We start from the raw sequence: 17,954 nt of genomic DNA, 5'->3' as shown, positions 1-17,954 counted from the left end.
GGGTATTGATTGAATCCCTCCCCACCCTTCGGCTACAACATTTCCAGACCATCGCGTCATCTTGAAATGAGGCGAAGGCGTTTCGGCTCGTCGAGCGACTCACGGTCGTCACCGGTTCATGGGCAAGGCTCGCTCCGTTCGCCTGGAGGATCACGAATGCCTGCGCCTGGTCGGCCCTCCCCGAAACCTCCACCGGATTTCGCCGGGACGCTGATCGAGAGCGAGGACGAGATCCGTCAGGCCCTTCTCGCCCGCCTGGGTACGGCAGGACCTGCCGCGCCGGCGCCGGCCGCGACCGAGTCGGCCCCCGTCGCCGGTCGAGAACCCCGCCGGCTCGCCGAACGAGGAGGAGCCGCGGAGCCCTTCCGCCCGACCTCGCGACCGACGACGCCCCGGCTGACGATCTGCGACGACGGCCGGAACGACGGCGAGGTGATCCGCATCCGCCGCCCTCGATTCGTGATCGGCCGGGTCGAGGGGGACCTGACCATCCCCATCGACGGGCGGATCTCGTCGCGCCACGTCGAGATCGCCCTGCAATCGATCGGTGGGGTCGACCGTTGGGTCCTCGCCGACCTCCAAAGTCGACACGGGCTGTTCGTGCGCGTGAGCCGCGCCGATCTCAAAGACCGGTCGGAGTTCCTGGTCGGCGGCGGCCGGTACATGTTCCACGGGCCTTCCGCCGAGCCCCCGGCGCGACCCAGCGCCTCGGCGACGGCCATGGCGGCGACTTTCGACGAAACCCAGGGCTGGGGCGATCGACGCGAGCCGGTCGCCCTCCCCTCGCTCGCCGAGGTGAGCCAGGACGGCGCCGGCGAGCGCAAGCTCCTGATCCAGCCCGAATACTGGATCGGCTCGGACCCGAAGTGCGCGATCCAACGCCCCGGCGACCCATTCTGCGAACCTCGCCACGCCCGGATCTACCGGGAACCCGGCGGGAGCTGGCGCGTCGAACACGACCGGACGGCGAACGGCCTCTGGCTCCGCATGTCCCGGGTAGTCGTCGCCGCCGCCGTCCGCTTCCAGATCGGTGAGCAGAGGTTCCAGCTCCAGGTGCCGTGACTCGTTCGTCCGCCCGTCCATCGAAGGGTTGTTGATGTCCTCGAGCCCCACACAACACCCGACCGACCAGACGCTCGTCTCGTTCAGCCAGGGGACGATCGACGCCATGCTGCGAGGCCCCGTCGAGGCGCATCTGGCCGCCTGCGAGGGCTGTCGCAGGCGGGCGGCCCACTTTGCCGACCGGAAGATCGATCCGGGGGGGGAGGCCTCGTCCTCAGCGTCCTTCGACGCGATACCGAGGGAACTCCTCGAACATCCCGACTACGAGATCCTGCGCGAGTTGGGGCGGGGCGGCATGGGGGTCGTCTACCTGGCCGAGAACAGGCTCATGGGTCGGAAGGAGGTCCTCAAGGTCGTCGGAGCCCATCTGGTGAAACGGAAGGGGGTCCTGGACCGATTCCACCGCGAGATCCGGGCCGCGGCCCAACTCCGCCACCCGAACATCGTGGCGGCCCTCGCGGCGACGCGATTCGGCGAGTGCGTCGTCCTCGCGATGGAGTACGTGAAGGGCCACGATCTGGCCAAGCTGATCGAGCGTCATGGCCCGCTCGCCGTCCCGGTCGCTTGCAACTTCATCCACCAGGCGGCGCTGGGACTCCAGCACGCCCACGAACGTGGGCTGGTGCACCGCGACGTCAAACCCCGCAACCTGATGCTGACGCGCGAGGCGAATCGCCCGGTAGTCAAGATCCTCGACTTCGGCCTGGCGAAACTCACCAGCGAGACCGGCATCGACGGCGGCCTCACGCACGAAGGCGAGATCCTTGGAACGCCCCATTACATCGCCCCCGAGCAAACCGTAAACCCCCGCGAGGCCGACGTCAGGGCCGACATCTACAGCCTGGGCTGTACTCTCTACTGCCTCCTGACCGGCCGCCCACCCTTCAGGGCCGAGAGCCTCTACGAGTTGCTGCAGGCGCACCATTCGAGAATTGCGAAACCACTCGACACCCTCCGTCCCGACGTCCCGACCGAGCTGTCGGCCCTGGTCGCGAAGATGATCGCCAAGGATCCGGCGCATCGCTTCCAGACGCCGGCCGAGGTCGCGGACGCCCTCGTCCCCTTTTTCGATGCGACGCGGGGGTACGAACTGGCGAAGGAACGCCCGTCGTCCTCGACGCCGGCCTCCCGAGAGTCCCCGTACGAGGCCGACGACCTGGCGAACGAGGACGGGACGAACGAGGGCGCGGCCGGATTCAAGGGACGACGGCCCTGGCTCGCCACTGCGGCCGCGGCATCGCTTCTCATTGTCGGAGCGCCGACGGCCTGGCGCCTTCTCACGCCCACTGCCATGCCGTCGCCCGCCGCCGCGACGACCCACTCGGGAACGACTCCCGCTCTTCCCACCGAGGTGGGCGAGGCCCACTACGAGGGGGACGCCTCCGACCTCGTCGAAATCGTGGCCGCGATCAGCAGCGCGATCGGGAAACGGACGATCGAAAGCGGGCCGTCCGCCCCGTTGATGGCACACCGACCGACCGAACCACCGGGCGCTCCGCAGAGTCCGGGTTTCCAGGCGAGGCCCGCCGTCCCGGTTCAGGTCGAGGTCCCACCGACTCCCGAACCGGCGCCCGCCTCCTCCACCGACGTCGTGCCCGCGGATCCCTCCGCCTCCCAACCGAGCGAGTTGGGCCCCAAGGACGCCGCCCCGGTCATCGAGGGAGCCGTCGACCTGGACCGTCTCCTGGAGGACCTGGCCCGATATCACGGCCAGGAGGTCGAGATCGCCGACGTCCTGGTGATCGCCACGACTCCCTTCAAGCGAGCGTCGAACATCCCCGGAGGCATCGGCGTTCGACTGAAGACGAAGGACGGATGGACCGTCAGCGAAGGGAACGGCGCGATCATGAAAAGCGACGCCCGCTTGATGGTCGACGGGGCGATGGCGCAGAAGTTCGAGCGGGTCGTCGCCGACCTGGGGGTGAGGCCGTCCCCGAAGCCGGTGATGCCCACCGTCGCAAGGGTCCGGGTCGACGCCCCAAGGTCGGCGGCCCCGCCGAGCCTCACGATCGTGGCGCTCGAAGTGCTCATCGGCTACGACGCGGTGAGATTGGCCGCGGGGAACTACGGCGAGAGCTTCCGCTCGATCAAGACGACCCCGAACGACGCGGAAATCGGTTTCGGCGACGGCCCGAAATGGGTCGAGCGAATGGGGGGCGAGGACAAGTTCGTCGCGATGATTCGCGACAAGTTGAAGGCGGCCCGATCGAACAAGGCCGCAGCGCACCGGTGGGCCGAAGCCAACGCCTTCTTCAATGAGGTGGCCGCCCAGTCGGGACGCGCGATCCAGCAGCACGAACGAGACTATCAAGAATCCATCCGCCAGATCCAGGGAGCGCGCTGAGCCCGCTCCGTCGACCGCCGACGGTCGGGAGGGTTCGCGAAAGCTCGCCCCCCTCACGGGTCGCCCCCGAGTCGACTGCAATGTAGATAAAGAGGAGGCTTGCCGATGAGGAAGAGAGCGATCCTCGCATTGCTCCTGGCCGTGGGCGTGCCCTCGTCGGCCGGAGCGCAGGCGTTGTTCATGCAGCAGACCAATCAGAACCCCGAGGCGGACTACATCCGGTCTCTGGCCGACGCCGCGGTAGGGTTCAGCGAAGCGGAGATCAACCTGGCCGGGGCGGAGTCGGTGCGCACCGACACCTGGATCCGTCTGAATGAGTACGTCTCGGCGGTGCTGGAGCGCGAGAACCGGCGCAACGCGCGACACCGCGCCGCGATGCAGCAACGCCGTCTCGTCAATTACAAGGAGTATCACGACCGGATCCTCAACTCGCCGGAGGCCCGCGACGTCGACGGCGGAGACGCACTCAACGCGGTGCTGGAGAAGATCAACTCCGGCCTCATCCCGGAATCGTTCCACAAGTCGACTTCGATCCCCCTGACGGTCGACGAGGTGCGTCGGATCCCTTTCAAGCTGGCGACGGTCGGCACGCAGAGCTTCTCGATGCATCGGCTCGCCCTCAAGGAGCGCGGCGAATGGCCGCCGGCGTTCCAGGACCCACGGTTCGACGGCGTCCGCTGCGATTATGAAACCGCGCTCGAGCTCGTCCTGGAGCAGGAGGTCGACGGGGCGATGCAGATCGTGGCGATCGACAAGCTGGCCCTCGCGGTTCGGAACCTCGCCGACGATTTGGAGCGAGCCTTCCGCGACCGGCCCGACGACCGCCGCAACCTCGAAGCCAGCGGGACGATTCGGGAGCTTGAGCGCACGGTGGAGATGCTCAAGACGCACAAGCTCCAGCGCGCGCTCGGCGATCTGGACCTGTACGCGGGGACGTCCGTCAACGACCTCCGCGAATACATGCGCAATCATCACCTCCAGTTCGCTGCCGCGACGACCGCGGACGAGAAAGCCGTCTTCCGGGAGCTGTACTCCAAGCTCTGGATCCATTACGAAATGGTGAAGGAAGGCGTCGCGGACGACGCCGAGCCTCGTTGACCCGAAGTCCGGAGCGACGCACGTGGCCAGGACCGCAGGGATCGCCGCCGCATTCCTCCTCTATCTGATCGCCTCCTCCGGGATCGTGGGCTCGCTGGGCCGCGCGCATCGCCAGGCCCTGAAAGACCGAGAGCCCCGGGCCGAGGCGGCGTCCGTCGCGCCCGACGTCCGAGTCGAGGAAGCGCCGGCGCTCCCCCCGGCCCCCGTCCCCGCGGAGCCGAGCCCCCCCATCCCCGTTGCGCGAATCCCCGATCCCGCCCCCTCGCCGGCCGAGCCGGTCGCCGCCTCGAAGCTCCCCGGCCTGGAGGCCATCCATCCTTTCTTCGCGAGCGCCGCGGCGAAGCGGAAGTGGGACCTCGAACGGATCACCGTGGAGCAGGAATCGGAGTTGGGGGCGCAACTCCACCAGATGGTCATGCTCCCGGAACTCAACCGCCCGTTCCAGGACGAGTCGATGGAACGCCGGCTGCTCGACGCGGCCGGGCCGATCCTGGAAGCTCGCGAGCGAAAAGACGCGGAGTTGGAGTACCGCTTCTTCATCCTGGATTCGGACGCGGTCAACGCCTTCTCGCACCCCGGCGGCTACGTCTACGTCACTCGCGGGCTCATGAGGTGGATCAGCGAAGACCAGGCCCCGTCCCTCCAGTTCGCCCTGGCCCATGAGATCCGGCACGTCGATCGCGGGCATGCGATCCGATGTCTGCGAGCCCCCCCCTTCCGGGAGATGCCTTACGGAACGCTGGAACTCTTCTATCTGTTCATCTTCCCGCGATCCTACGGCCAATCGTTCGAATACGAGGCCGACGACTGGGCCCTCGAGCAGCTGCGGGCGCTCCGCCATTCGAGACGCGAGTGCCTGACGTTCCTGATGAAGTTGGACCGCTACGCCGGGGCCAACGGATTCCTGCAAGGCGGCGCGACGCTCGAGCGGAATCCCGGCGTCCCGCTCTTCGATTTCCAGTATCGCGCCCACCCGATGGCGGCCGCCCGACTCAAACGGCTCAAGGATCGCCTCGTTCAGCCCGAGAAAAAGGCCGTTCCCGCCGGTGCCGCCCCCCCTCGGACGACGAGCGGCCGACCCGCGGCGACGGCCGCCAGCCCGACCGCCGCCAGGGCCATCGCCGCGCAGGCGGCCGGGAGCCCCATCCGGTCGGAGTCCGCCGGGAAATAACGCTCCACCAGATCGGCCCCCGGCTCCCCCGCCGCGTGCCTCCCGCGCGACGCCAGCGTCAGCAGGCCCTCGAACGCCCATCGCGTCGGCGAGAGCGCCGTCGCCGGCCGGAGGGAGGTCGGAAGCTCCGGGGCAAAGCCTCCCAGCAGCCCGATCGTCAGGATCCAGGCCGCCGACGTAACCACCCAGACGACCGGAGCACCCGGGACGTACGCGACCACGACGAACCCCGCCGCCGCGCCGACGAATGCGGCCAGGGCCAGCACGAGAAGTGCGGACGCTCCCGCTCCGTTCAGGTCTCCCAGCCATCGGCCGAGGAGCCACAGCGTCAGACACTGGACGACGCCGATCGCCGCGACGGCGACCGACCGCCCCGGCGATCGGGACGCTCCGACGCCCCGCCGGCCCAGGGCGACGGCAAGGGAAGAGACGACGGCCGCGTCCAAAAACCCCAGCGCGGGTGCGGCAAGCGCCAGGCCGAAGATCCGCGTCGCCCCCCCGGCGGCCGAGGCGGCGACGAGAGTGGTCACCACGAGCGGTGCCGCGACGAGGGCGAGGACCACCGCGACGGCGGTCTCCGGCCGGATCGCCCCCCTTCCCGCGCCGGCCTCCGGAACGCTCGGTGCGGGCTCGGCCCTGTCCCACGTCCACGAGCCCTCGTCCAGCCGAATCGAGGCCGACCCGAGGCCGATCAGCCGACCGGGCGGCACGACCGCGGCCCCCTCGATCCGGCGGCCGTCGACGAACGTCCCGTTCGACGAGCCCAGGTCCTCGATCAGGACGTCCGCCCCGGATCGGTAAAGCCGGGCGTGCCGCATCGAGATCATCGGCAGGTCGACGACGAGGTCGCATCCGGCCGTCCGGCCGATCACCATCTCGCGGCCCCGAAAGGTCAGGGTCGTCGGCGGAGGCGCCTCGTCGAGCGGAAGCCGCGCGAGCGCCGCATCCAGGTCGAGGAGATGGCTCCCCAGGTGCACGACGTCCGTCGCCGCGATGACGGCCCGCGCATCCCCGACGATCCGATTCCCGTTCAGGTACGTCCCGTTTCGCGAGCCCAGATCCTCCAGGAAGATCGTCGGCCCTTCTCGGGTCAAGCGACAGTGTCGTCCGGAGACCGAGGGGACGCCGATCGCCAGGTCGCACTCGAAGTTCGAACCGATGGTCAGCGTGCTCGACATGGACGACGCACCCCCTCGGATGACGACGAAGATTTCGCTCGACCGAGCGATTCTAATCGCCAGGGCGCGGGGCCGACAGCTCGGTGCGTCGAGGCTCGACCGGGCCGTCCCGCTCTCAATCGTAGGCCGGGTCGTCGGCGGGGCCGAGGATCGCACGGGAGGCGCGCCCCTCCCGGATATCCGTCTCGTCTTGCCTCGTCGGGGTCGCTAAGATGATAGGATGAAGGTTCAGGCGTGGCGGGAAGCCGAAAGGCCCCCTCTCCGCCATTCCGGATTTGGCTCGGACGACGTCGGCATCCAGGGCGAGGGGGCAGATTTGGACCGTCTGGGAACAGTCGCCGTGGTGGGCGTCGGTCTGATCGGCGGGTCGATCGGGATGGCCCTGCGTGACCGAGGGCTGGTGGACGAGGTCGTCGGCGTGGGCCGCGACATGGGAAGTTTGGAGCAGGCCCGCGCGCGAGGCGCGATCGACCGGGCGACGACCGACATGGCGGACGGGGTCTCCAGGGCCGACGTCGTCGTCGTCTGCACTCCCGTCGGCCGGGTCGCCGAGGACGTCCGACGCGCCGCCGATGCGGCCCCGAGGGGGGCCCTCATCACCGACGCCGGCAGCACGAAGCGGGCCATCGTGGAGGCGGTCGACAAGCTGCCCCGCGCCGCCGAGATGTTCGTCGCCGCCCACCCCCTGGCCGGCTCCGAGCGTTCCGGGTCGGCCTTCGCCCGCGCGGATCTCTACGAAGGCCGCGTCTGCGTCCTGACCCCCTCGACCCGCACGGCCCCCGACCGCCTGCGTCGAGCCCGCGAATTCTGGTCGAGCCTGGGGACCCGGATCATCGAGATGGGGCCCGCCGAGCACGACGAGGTGGTGGCCTACACCAGCCACCTGCCGCACGCCCTGGCGGCGTCGCTCGCGGCCACCGTCCCCGCCGACTGGCTCCCGCTCGCCGCCGGCGCCTTCCGCGACGGCACCCGCGTCGCCGGCGCCGACACCGAACTCTGGACGGCCATCTTCCGGGACAATCGCGGCCCCTTGATGAACGCCGTGGGCAAGCTCCAGGACCGGCTCTCCTCGCTCAAATACGCCCTGATGAACGACGACGAGGAGTCGATCCGCCGCTGGTGGAACGACGCCCGCGCCCGCCGCTCGCTCTTCGAATCCCAGAAATTCCCCGAGGCGTAGCCGCACCCCGCCCTCCCGCTCGCGAACGAACCACGAAAACCTCCTCTTGTGTGTTGAAATCAAGCATGCTCTGGCACCTCGACATCGAACCCGCGTCCGATCAGCCCGACTCGACTGGTCTTCGAGTCGCCCAGGAAGCCGTGGAATCCGGGCTCCCCGGCCCCTGGAGCATCGCCTCCAGCCGCGGATATCTCGTCGAGGGGGGCCTCACGGCCGACGACCTCCGGGACGCCGCCCGCCAGGTCCTCGTCGACCCGGTCGTCGAGGCCTTCAGGGTCGACCCCTGCCCCGCCGTCGAGGCCGCCGCCTCGACGATCGTCCACGTCTTCCCCAAGCCCGGCGTGACCGACCCCGAGGGGGAGAGCGTCATCGGCCTCCTCGGCGACCTGGGCTTCGCCGTCGAGGGGGCGCGGAGCATCCGCAGCTACCGGATCGAAGGCCCCGCCGAGCAGCTCCCCCGGCTGGTCCAGCGCGTCCTGGCGAACGAGGCCGTCGATCAGGTCGTCGTCGGCCCGCTCCACCTCGACCGCCTCGGCGAAGGGAAGCCCTACGACTTCGCGCTGATCAAGATCCCGATCCTCGCCATGGACGACGAGGCGCTCGTCAAGACGAGCAAGGACGGCCAGCTCTCGCTCAGCCTGGCCGAGATGAAGACCATCCAGGCCCACTTCCGCGACCTCGGCCGCGACCCCACCGACGCCGAGCTTGAGACGATCGCCCAGACCTGGAGCGAGCACTGCTCCCACAAGACGCTCCGGGGCCGGATCGATTTCGACGGGACGCCGATCGACAACCTCCTCAAACGGACGATCTTCGCCGCCACCCAGGAGCTCGACCTCGACTGGCTCGTCAGCGTCTTCTCCGACAACGCCGGCGTCGTCCGGTTCGACGACGAGTACGACGTCTGCTTCAAGGTCGAGACCCACAACCACCCGTCCGCCATCGACCCCTTCGGCGGGGCGAACACCGGCATCGGCGGCGTGATCCGAGACGCCCTGGGGACCGGCCTGGGCTCCAAGCCGATCTGCAACACCGACGTCTTCTGCGTCGCCCCCCCGGACCTGTCGCCGGACCAGCTCCCCGTCGGCGTCCTGCACCCCAAGCGGGTCCTCCAGGGGATCGTCGCGGGCGTGCGGGACTACGGCAACCGCATGGGCATCCCCACGGTCAACGGCGCGCTCGCCGTCGACCCGGCGTACCTGGCGAACCCCCTGGTCTTCTGCGGCACCGTCGGCGTCCTGCCCCGAGGCAAGGCGTTCAAGAGCGTCGAGCCCGGCGACCGCATCGTCGCCATCGGCGGGCGCACCGGCCGCGACGGCATCCACGGCGCGACGTTCAGCTCGGTCGAGCTCACCAGCGAGAGCGAGTCGCTCTCCGGCGGCTCCGTCCAGATCGGCAACGCCATCACCGAGAAGATGGTCCTCGACGTCATCGTCCAGGGCCGCGACCGGGAGCTCTTCCGCTCCCTGACCGACTGCGGCGCGGGGGGATTCAGCTCGGCCGTCGGCGAGATGGGCGCCGACCTCGGCGCGGTCGTCGACCTGGAGAAGGCCCCCCTCAAGTATCAGGGACTCTCTTACACCGAAATCTGGATCTCCGAAGCCCAGGAGCGGATGGTCCTGGCCGTGCCGCCGGAGTGCTGGGACGAATTCCGCGACCTCTGCGAGCTGGAGGGGGTCGAGGCGACCGACCTCGGCGAGTTCGTCGCGACCGGCCGGCTCACGCTCCGCTACCAGGGGGAGATCGTCGGCGACCTGGCGATGGACTTCCTCCACGACGGCCGCCCCGACGTCGTCCGCTCGGCCACGTTCACGCCCCCCCGTCGCGGCCGATCGAACCCCCGGCGTCGGCCGACTTCACGCCCGACCTGCTCCAGATCCTCGGCCACTGGGACGTCTGCAGCAAGGAATGGATCGTCCGCCAGTACGACCACGAGGTCCAGGCCCGCACCGTGATCAAGCCGCTGGTCGGCGAGCGCGAGGACGGGCCGGGGGACGCCTCGGTGGTCCTGCCGGTCGTCGGGTCGAACCGCGGCCTGGCGGTCTCGTGCGGGATCAACCCTCGCTACGGCCGGCTCGATCCCTACGCCATGGCCGCGTGCGTCATCGACGAGGCCGTCCGCAACTGCGTCGCCGTCGGGGCCGACCCCGACCGCATCGCCCTGCTCGACAACTTCTGCTGGGGGAGCCCCGAACGCCCCGAAACCCTCGGCTCGCTGGTCCTCGCGGCCCAGGCCTGCCGGGACCTGGCGCTCGCCTACAAGACCCCGTTCATCTCCGGCAAGGACAGCCTGTACAACGAGTACTCGCACGAGGGCGAGAGCCTGGCCATCCCCCCGACCCTGCTCATCAGCGCCATCGGCCAGGTGCCCGACGTCCGCCGCTGCACGACGATGGACTTCAAGGCGGCGGGGAACCTGATCGTCCTCCTGGGGACGACCCGAACGGAGTTCGGCGGCTCGCTCTGGGCCGAGTTCCGCGGCCTCGAAGGGGGAGTCGTCCCGACCGTCGACGCCGAGGTCGGGCTGGCGACGTTCCGGGCGCTGCACCGGGCGATCGCGTCGGGACTCGTGCGGAGCTGCCACGACCTCAGCGAGGGGGGACTGGCCGTCGCCTTGGCCGAGTCGGCCTTCGCCGGCCACGTCGGGGCCCGGGCCTCGCTGCGAGACGTCCCTCGCGGCGACGACGCGGCCGCCGACGCGACGCTCCTGTTCGCGGAATCCCCCTCGCGGTTCCTGCTGGAAGTCGAGCCCGCCCGCTTCGAAGCCCTCGCCGAGACGCTGAAAGGCCTGCCGTTCGCCCGGATCGGCGAGACCGAGGCGGCCGACGGCGGCCGCGCCCGGCTCGTGGTCGAGGGCCTGGAAGGGGGCCTCGTGATCGACGCCCCCCTGGACGAACTCGCCGAGACGTGGCGCCGCCCCTTGAATTGGTGATCGCGCATGGAGCGTCCATCGATCAGACGCATGCATATGGATTAAACGACAGCGCCTGGATCGAGATCAAAAAGGCCTCCCATCATGTTAAGGTTCGTCACGTTCGTGGACGGCTCCAACCTGGACGGCGTGCTCAAGCACCTGAACCTCCGGGTCGACGACTACGGCGCGTTCTATCGGCACGTCTTCGAGCAGAGCGTCCAGTACTGGGGCCGGACGTTCGCCGAGGGCTCGCCCTGGCCGACCGCCCAGCATTCGCGGATCTACTGGTACGTCGTCGGCAAGATGGACGAGTGGGACCTCAACGACCCCAAGGCCGAATCCCGCCTCCGCGCCCGATTCGAGATGAACCCGCGGCTCCGCGACGCCTACGTCGAGGAGGTGCTCCGCAGCCGCCCCGACCTGCCGGCGGAGCGGCGCATGGAAGAGGCCTGGAACATCTGCTTCGGCGAGACCCGCGAGTGGTACGACGGCAAGCGCCGGGCCCTGGAGCGGAAGAAGCGGTTCTACCACGGCGTCCAGTCGGCCACCGACTTCGTCGAGATCCGCCAGGAAGGCCACTGGAAAGTCGACCTGCTCCACCACTCGGTCAACGAGAAGGGGCTCGACACGAGCCTCGCCGTCGACATGGTGGCGCTGCAGGAGACCTATGACATCGCGCTTCTGATCTCGGGCGACGCCGACGGCATCCCGGGAATCAACTACGTCAAGGGCCGGGCCAAGCACGTCGGCGTGGCGGAGTTCCGCAAGGGCTCGCCGGCCGATTTCCCCGGCAAGGGGACCTCGTCGCGACTGAAGATCGCGGCCGACTTCGTCGTCCAGGTCTACGAGGCCGACCTCCTCCGCCGCAACCTGGCCTACCGGGCCGCCGAGCCCGACGCCCAGACGTCGTCGTCGTTCGGATCGACCGACCCCTCCTACTGAGCAGAGCGTCCGATCGGCCCTGCCCCGATCGGCGGAGACCTCGAAAGGGACCAAGATCGTTATGGCCACGCCTCGCGTGATTGTGCTGCGGGCGCCCGGGACCAACTGCGACGAGGAGACGGCCGAGGCCTGGAACCTCGCCGGCGCCAGCGCCGAGTCCTGGCACGTCGGCCGCTTGCTGGAAGAGCCCCGGACGCTCGACCTGTTCCAGATCCTGACCATCCCCGGCGGCTTCTCCTACGGCGACGACCTCGGCGCCGGCCGCATCCTGGCGACCCATCTGGCCCGAGGCCTGGGAGACGCCCTGCGGCGGTTCCACGACCGCGGCGGCCTGATCCTGGGCGTCTGCAACGGCTTCCAGGTCCTCGTCCGCTGCGGTCTCCTCCCCGGCCCCGACGTCGCCTCCCCCGCCACCCTCGCCCACAACCTCTCGGGGCGGTTCGAGTCCCGCTGGGTCACGCTCCTGCCGCGCCCGGGGGTCTCGCCGTTCGTCTCGTTCTCGGAACCGCTGGACCTCCCCGTCGCCCACGGCGAAGGCCGATTCCTGCTCTCCGATCCCAAGGCGCTCGACGCCCTCGACGACGCCGGGCGCGTCGTCCTGAAATACGCCGACGACCGCAACGAGCCGACCCAGGATTTCCCGGCGAACCCCAACGGGTCCTCCCTGGCCGCCGCGGGGGTCTGCGACGCCACCGGCCGCATCTTCGGCCTCATGCCCCACCCCGAGCGGTTCGTCTCCCCGCTCCACCACCCCCGATGGACCCGCCTCGGCGACAAGCTCGGCCCGGAAGGCCACGGCCTGAAGGTGTTCCGAGGAGCGATCGCGGCGCTCGCCTGAGCGACGCCGCGTCGTCGGCTCAGCGCATCCCCGCCCCGGCGACCAGGTCCAGGACGGCCTGGTCCAGCCGACGCCCGCCCAGGTCGAGGAAGTCGTTGTGCTCGGCCTGATCGAGCACCAGCGTCGCGGGCGGCTCCTTGGCCGCCTTCGACAGCCGTTCGAACATGGCGAACGGGACCAGCGGGTCGCGCCGGCCGTGTCCCAGGAGGATGGGGCACGTCAACGTGCGGATCTTGGCCAGGCTGTCGAACTTGTCCTTGAAGAAGGCGGCCGGGGGCGCGATCGGGAAGAACGACCGGGACATGTCGAGGACGCTCGTGAACGTGCTGAACGCGAAGAGGCCCGCCACCTCCTCGCGAGAGGCCAGGTCGATCGCCACGGCCCCTCCCAGCGACCAGCCGCCGGCGAAGATCCCGTCGGTCGGGAATCCGCGTGATTTCAAGAACCGGTGGCAGGCCTGGGCCGTCTGGCGGCAGCCGATCTCCGACGGCTTGCCGCCGCTCATCCCGTAGCCGAGGTAGTCGGGGATGATGACGTTCAGCCCCAGCCGCCGGAAGCGATCCAGCTCGACCGACGAATAGGCCAGGCACATCGCGTTGCCATAGAAGAAGACGAGCGCCGGGCGAGTCGTCGCGTCGGGCGCCGGTCGGCCGTCGGCGGTCTGGGCCGCGCCGAACAGGGCGACGACCTCGCCCCCTTCGGTCGCCAGCCTGACCAGCTCCTCGCCGGGACCGGCGCGGACGACGGCCTCGGGCCTACCCTGGGACGAGGCGCCGGGGAAGATCACGCTCGCCTGGAGCGCATACAGCGATGCGAAGAAACCCACGAAGACCAGCCCCATCATCAAGAGGACCCGCCGCGCCAGGCGGTACAGTCGCGCCCTGAGCGTCGGCGGGCGCGCGGAAGGAGAGGCGTTCGACCGATCGCCAGCGTCCTCGGCAAGGGTCACGTCCGCGAGTTCGGCCATGTCGAGTTCCTCCAGGCGCGATCCCGCGAAAGGTCGGCCCCACGACGTTCGTCGTTCGATCCCGTTGATTATGGGCGTGACGGTCGGAGCCACGCCACGGGAATGAAAAAAGCCGAGGCCGACGCGTGGGCCTGGAGGGGCCTTGCGTCGGACTCGGCTTGAGAGGCTCGTCGCGGGCGGGCCGGGGTCTCGGCTCAGATCCCGTTGCCGAACGCCCCGTCGCCGCGATGGTGGTCGGAAGCGATGCCTTCGGGGGCGGCTTCCTTGCGGTGGGCGACGTGGGGGCCGCGGAGGATCGACTGGCCGCCCCGGACGTGCTGGGTGTGGCCGCGAAGGGGGCCGCGACGAAGCGGCGGCTCGCCGACGTGGGCGGCGGGGGCGCCGGCCTCGTACGGGACGTCGTAGTCGTCGGTCTCGTAGTCGTCGTAGCGCGAGACGTAGCCCGGCATCTTGGCGCGTTCGAGCTCCTCGGCGTAGGAGGCGAGCACGGCGGCCTGGATCTTCTCGCGGCACATCGAGTTGATCGGGTGGGCGATGTCGGCGTGCAGCTTGGCTCGGCCGTCCGCGTCGCGGAGGGCGCGGCTCTCGTCCAGCCGGCATCCGCAGTGGTTGCAGAAGCGGCTGCGCAGGTGGTTCTTGGTGCCGCAGTTGTGACAGCGATCGGTCAGCTTGCGTGACGGCATCGCGACGAAGAAGCCCTTGGCGCCCTCGATGATCTTGAGGTCCCGGATGACGAACATGTCGTCGAACGTGATGCTGCAGAAGGCCTGCAAGCGCTCGTTGCTCCCCGAGTTGTCTTCCATGAGCTTGATGCGAACTTCGGTGATCTCCACAGCCGGTACTCCTTTACGAGGCGTTCTCTGCTCAGGGGCCGCAGGTCACGACCCGGACCGATCCTAGTCCGAGCGGGTTGAGGGCGTGCGCGGCGCGTTCCGCCGCGGCGGAATCGCGCACGAGTCCGAAATAAGCAGAACCGCTGCCACTCATCAGGGACCCGCACAGCAGCGGGCCCAGATCCGCCAAGGCGTCCCGCACGGCGGCAAGCTCCGGGCGGATCGACTCGGCGACGGGTTGCAGACGGTTGAAGAGGCTCCGCCCCAGATCCACCGGATCCCCGGCCGCCAAGGCGGCGAGGGCCGGCACGATCGACCTGGACTGTTCGGGCGGTTTCAAGCGTTGATACACGTCGGCCGTGCTCAGGCCGACTTCGGGGGCGATCAGGACGAAGTGCAGGGGGATAGGCAGGGACACGGCTTCCACACGCTCGCCCCGACCGCGGCAGACCGCCGAGGGACCTTGCAGGAAGAAAGCCACGTCGCTGCCGATCCGTCCCGCCAATTCGGCGAGCCGTCCCGGGGGCGTCCCCAGATTCCAGAGGCGATCCAGCGCCGCCAGCGTCGCCGCCGCGTCGCTCGACCCGCCGGCCAGGCCCGCCTGGGCCGGGATCGACTTCTTCAAGTCGATCCGCGCCCCCGACCGACAGCCCGATTCCGACCGCAGGAGCTCGGCCGCACGCACCACGAGATTCCGGCCGTCGACCGGCAGGCTCGGGTCGTCGCACGTCAGCGCGATCGCCCCGCCCTCCTCCTCGCGGAAGGTCAGCCGGTCGAACAGGTCGACCTCGACCATCAGCGATTCGATCTCGTGGTAGCCGTCGGGCCTTCGCCCCGCCACCTCCAGGAACAAATTCAACTTCGCCGGCGCGAGGACCTCCACGCCGCCGGCGATCGAACGGAGAATCATCGAACGAGCACTCCTTCATCCTTCGACCGCCCGGGGGCGGACGAGCCGGATTCGCGAGCCTCGACGCATTCGACGATTTCGAGAAAAACCAACGCCGAGGCCCCCTCTCGTACGATCCAGTATGATAAGCGGGCTTCGGTGTTCAAGGCGGCTTCCTCATGTCGTCGCGGCCCTCCCGGGCCTCGTTCTGCGGAGTTTCTATCCCCTCCGCCCAATCCCCGCAAGATCGAAAATTCGCTTAAGTCGAAATCGCGTCGGCATTCGCGACGATGGACTTTTACTTTTTTTCAAAGCCCCCGTCTCGGCCCCGGTCGCCCCTTGAAAACGGGTCCCGCCCCGCTCTCGACCGGCCCCCGGCCCTTGCCCGCCGATCCAAGCCCCGCGAAGATGGGGAGACGGCCGGAAGTCGCCCCGGCTCAACGTCTTGAGGGCCCGCGCGACCCTCCCCGCAATCGGACGGATCTTCGCATGACCTCCCCTTCCGCCGGATCGGACGCCCCGCTCCTCGACAAGGCCCTGCGCGCCGCTCGCGACACGCGACGGCTCGCGATCGGCGAGGGCTCCCGCCACGAGGCCCCCGCGCTCTTCGAAGCGGCCTTCGGTCGGCGACCGGCCGTGATCGTGGCCGACCCCCACACCCTCGAAGCCGCCGGCCGCGAAGTCCTCGCCGCCTTTCATCGCGAAGGTCTCTCCTGCGCGGAGCCGTTCGTCTTTGGGGAGGACGTCTACGCCGACATCGAAGACGTGGAACGCCTGGAAGCCGCGATCCGGGACGTCGAGGCGATCCCGGTGGCCGTCGGCTCGGGGACGATCAACGACCTGACGAAGCTCGCCGCGCATCGCCTGGGACGTCCCTACATGGCCGTCGCGACGGCCGCCTCGATGGACGGCTACACCGCCTTCGGCGCGTCGATCACGGATCGGGGGTCGAAACAGACCTTCAACTGCCCCGCCCCCCGCGCCGTCGTCGCCGACCTCGAAGTGATCGCGAAGGCCCCGCCCGGCATGAACGCCTCGGGCTATGCCGACCTCCTGGCGAAGAACGTCGCCGGGGCCGACTGGATCCTGGCCGACGCCGCCGGGGTGGAACCGATCGACCTGGACGTCTGGGAGACCGTCCACGGCCGCCTCAGGACCTGGATCGAGAACCCGACGGGCGTCGCGCGCAACGACCCCGAGGCGCTCCGCGGCCTGGTCGCCGGCCTGATGATGAGCGGGTTCGCCATGCAGGCCCACAAGACCAGTCGCCCGGCGTCAGGGGCCGACCACCAGTTCAGCCACCTCTGGGACATGCAGCACCATACGTTCGACGGGGCGGCCCCCTCGCACGGCTTCAAGGTCGGGATCGGCACGCTGGCCTCCCTGGCCTTGCATCAAGAGCTGCTCGCCCGCGACCTGGAAAACGTCGACGTCGAACGCGCAGTCGCCGCGTGGCCGACCCTCGAGATCGAGGAACGCCGGATCGCCGAGTTGTTCGGCCCCGGCGAACTCGCCGCGAAGGCCGTCGAGGAGACCCGAGCCAAGCATCCCTCGCCCGAAGCCTTGCGCGATCAACTCGATCGGCTGCGCAAAGCCTGGCCCGAGGTCCGCGAGCGCCTCGCCCGCCACCTGATCCCGTTCGACGAGGTCCGCGCCCGGCTCCGGCTGGCCGGCTGTCCCGATCGCCCCGAGGCCATCGGCATCTCGCGCGAGCGTCTCCGCGTCTCTTACGAGCAGGCGACGTTCATCCGCCGCCGGTTCACCGTGCTGGACGTCGCCCGTCGGTTCGGCGTCTTCGGGGAGTCGCTCGACGTCGTCTTCCGGCCTCACGGCCCGCTCGCCGACGCGACGCCCGCTCAGGTGAAGATGCAGTAGAAGAACCCGCCGCCCAGACGGCGAGCGTGCCGCATCGTTCCGCCGAACCACATGCGCAGCTCCAGGAGATCCGGGTCGTCCCAGTGCGAGAGGTCCGGCCCGACCCGCCCCATGCGGTGCACTTCCTCAGACGGGTCGTAGACGACCGCGGTCCAGTTGTCGAGGATCCCGCCCGGCAGAGGAAAGGCGACCCGAAGCGGGGGACCGGGTCCGACGATGTAGCTCACGCCGTCGGCCTCGGAGCGGCCCGGCATGGGATTCGGCCGCCCCGCCAGTCGGGCGACGACCTTCTCGTACCGGCTGCGGTTCCGAGCGAAATCCATGCGGATCTTGGCCCATCCCCCGACCGACGCCAGGTAGGGCCAAAGGGTCGGCGAGAGGGCCAGGGTGAGGACGACGAGGCCCCCGGCCGCGAGCGCCGAGCGACGGCCCTGACGCGCCCGGGCGAGCCGGACGCACCAGGCCAGCAGGCCGACCCCGGCCAGCATCCAGAGGCCTCGCGCGATCCAATCGAGGGGGATGAACGGGTCGGAGTACGCGAGCGCGAAGAACGCGGACGCCGCGCCGCCGAACGCCCAAACGCCGGCCGCGGTCAGCAGCGTGCGCCCAGGCGGATGTCGTTCGGCTGCGGCGAGGCCGATCTCCGATGGCTCGCGGTCCATG

The 17,954-nt window shown here is 69.6% G+C and carries 12 protein-coding genes and 2 pseudogenes; 9 read left to right on the top strand and 5 right to left on the bottom strand.

Annotated features, from left to right (window positions below):
* Positions 1 to 156: 156 nt before the first annotated feature.
* The 4 genes and pseudogenes from VT85_RS15490 to VT85_RS29260 form a co-directional block, all read left to right on the top strand.
* Positions 157 to 1,062 (top strand): FHA domain-containing protein, encoded by a 906-nt coding sequence (locus tag VT85_RS15490; RefSeq protein ID WP_068417001.1) that lies wholly within the window; start codon positions 157 to 159, stop codon positions 1,060 to 1,062.
* 34 nt (positions 1,063 to 1,096) lie between these two features.
* Positions 1,097 to 3,406 carry a serine/threonine protein kinase gene (locus VT85_RS15485; RefSeq protein WP_068416997.1) on the top strand — a complete coding sequence of 770 codons (2,310 nt, stop codon included), beginning with the start codon at positions 1,097 to 1,099 and terminating at the stop codon, positions 3,404 to 3,406.
* A gap of 105 nt (positions 3,407 to 3,511) precedes the next feature.
* Positions 3,512 to 4,504 (top strand): hypothetical protein, encoded by a 993-nt coding sequence (locus VT85_RS15480; protein WP_068416994.1) that lies wholly within the window; start codon positions 3,512 to 3,514, stop codon positions 4,502 to 4,504.
* A gap of 409 nt (positions 4,505 to 4,913) precedes the next feature.
* Positions 4,914 to 5,189 (top strand): annotated as a pseudogene (locus VT85_RS29260) (M48 family metalloprotease); the annotation flags it as partial.
* Positions 5,190 to 5,521: 332 nt separating this feature from the next.
* Here VT85_RS29260 and VT85_RS15475 read toward each other — a convergent pair.
* Complete coding sequence (locus tag VT85_RS15475) at positions 5,522 to 6,853, bottom strand: FHA domain-containing protein (RefSeq protein ID WP_068416991.1); 1,332 nt, start codon at positions 6,851 to 6,853, stop codon at positions 5,522 to 5,524.
* A 340-nt stretch (positions 6,854 to 7,193) separates the two neighbouring features.
* Here VT85_RS15475 and VT85_RS15465 point away from each other — a divergent pair, with 340 nt between their 5' ends.
* The 4 genes and pseudogenes from VT85_RS15465 (at position 7,194) to purQ (ending at position 12,727) form a co-directional block, all read left to right on the top strand.
* Positions 7,194 to 8,033 carry a prephenate dehydrogenase gene (locus VT85_RS15465; protein WP_197490768.1) on the top strand — a complete coding sequence of 280 codons (840 nt, stop codon included), beginning with the start codon at positions 7,194 to 7,196 and terminating at the stop codon, positions 8,031 to 8,033.
* A gap of 65 nt (positions 8,034 to 8,098) precedes the next feature.
* Positions 8,099 to 10,965: pseudogene (gene purL, locus VT85_RS15460) on the top strand (phosphoribosylformylglycinamidine synthase subunit PurL).
* Positions 10,966 to 11,049: 84 nt separating this feature from the next.
* Positions 11,050 to 11,889 (top strand): NYN domain-containing protein, encoded by an 840-nt coding sequence (locus VT85_RS15455; RefSeq protein ID WP_068416985.1) that lies wholly within the window; start codon positions 11,050 to 11,052, stop codon positions 11,887 to 11,889.
* 61 nt (positions 11,890 to 11,950) lie between these two features.
* Entirely contained in the window at positions 11,951 to 12,727 is a 777-nt protein-coding gene (gene purQ / locus VT85_RS15450; RefSeq protein WP_068416982.1) for a phosphoribosylformylglycinamidine synthase I, read from the top strand.
* A gap of 19 nt (positions 12,728 to 12,746) precedes the next feature.
* Here purQ and VT85_RS15445 read toward each other — a convergent pair whose 3' ends face one another.
* The 3 genes from VT85_RS15445 to ispE form a co-directional block, all read right to left on the bottom strand.
* Positions 12,747 to 13,694, bottom strand: a complete 948-nt coding sequence (locus tag VT85_RS15445; protein ID WP_068416978.1) for an alpha/beta hydrolase — start codon at positions 13,692 to 13,694, stop codon at positions 12,747 to 12,749.
* Between the two features lie 194 nt (positions 13,695 to 13,888).
* A complete protein-coding gene (locus VT85_RS15440; RefSeq protein WP_068416975.1) occupies positions 13,889 to 14,527 on the bottom strand; it encodes a SpoVG family protein in 639 nt (212 codons plus the stop codon).
* Positions 14,528 to 14,558: 31 nt separating this feature from the next.
* The gene (ispE, locus tag VT85_RS15435) at positions 14,559 to 15,437 is read right to left on the bottom strand and encodes a 4-(cytidine 5'-diphospho)-2-C-methyl-D-erythritol kinase (RefSeq protein ID WP_068416972.1); all 879 of its coding nucleotides are present in this window, start codon (positions 15,435 to 15,437) and stop codon (positions 14,559 to 14,561) included.
* A gap of 468 nt (positions 15,438 to 15,905) precedes the next feature.
* On the opposite strand from ispE, the gene VT85_RS15430 reads away from it, so the two are divergent.
* Complete coding sequence (locus tag VT85_RS15430; RefSeq protein WP_068416969.1) at positions 15,906 to 17,291, top strand: sn-glycerol-1-phosphate dehydrogenase; 1,386 nt, start codon at positions 15,906 to 15,908, stop codon at positions 17,289 to 17,291.
* Here VT85_RS15430 and VT85_RS15425 read toward each other — a convergent pair.
* Entirely contained in the window at positions 17,273 to 17,953 is a 681-nt protein-coding gene (locus VT85_RS15425; protein WP_068416966.1) for a hypothetical protein, read from the bottom strand. The genes VT85_RS15430 and VT85_RS15425 overlap by 19 nt on opposite strands.
* Position 17,954 lies beyond the last annotated feature (1 nt).

Source organism: Planctomyces sp. SH-PL62, assembly GCF_001610895.1.
In the GTDB taxonomy this organism is placed as follows: Bacteria; Planctomycetota; Planctomycetia; order Isosphaerales; family Isosphaeraceae; genus Paludisphaera.
This window is presented reverse-complemented; position numbering and strand designations above follow the sequence as displayed.

Excerpts from the sequence above, each read along its gene's own strand:
- VT85_RS15490 (WP_068417001.1), top strand. The coding sequence starts at position 157 with ATGCCTGCGCCTGGTCGGCCCTCCCCGAAACCTCCACCGGATTTCGCC.
- VT85_RS15485 (WP_068416997.1), top strand. The coding sequence starts at position 1,097 with ATGTCCTCGAGCCCCACACAACACCCGACCGACCAGACGCTCGTCTCG.
- VT85_RS15480 (WP_068416994.1), top strand. The coding sequence starts at position 3,512 with ATGAGGAAGAGAGCGATCCTCGCATTGCTCCTGGCCGTGGGCGTGCCC.
- VT85_RS15475 (WP_068416991.1), bottom strand. The coding sequence starts at position 6,853 with ATGTCGAGCACGCTGACCATCGGTTCGAACTTCGAGTGCGACCTGGCG.
- VT85_RS15455 (WP_068416985.1), top strand. The coding sequence starts at position 11,050 with ATGTTAAGGTTCGTCACGTTCGTGGACGGCTCCAACCTGGACGGCGTG.
- purQ (WP_068416982.1), top strand. The coding sequence starts at position 11,951 with ATGGCCACGCCTCGCGTGATTGTGCTGCGGGCGCCCGGGACCAACTGC.
- VT85_RS15445 (WP_068416978.1), bottom strand. The coding sequence starts at position 13,694 with ATGGCCGAACTCGCGGACGTGACCCTTGCCGAGGACGCTGGCGATCGG.
- ispE (WP_068416972.1), bottom strand. The coding sequence starts at position 15,437 with ATGATTCTCCGTTCGATCGCCGGCGGCGTGGAGGTCCTCGCGCCGGCG.
- VT85_RS15430 (WP_068416969.1), top strand. The coding sequence starts at position 15,906 with ATGACCTCCCCTTCCGCCGGATCGGACGCCCCGCTCCTCGACAAGGCC.
- VT85_RS15425 (WP_068416966.1), bottom strand. The coding sequence starts at position 17,953 with ATGGACCGCGAGCCATCGGAGATCGGCCTCGCCGCAGCCGAACGACAT.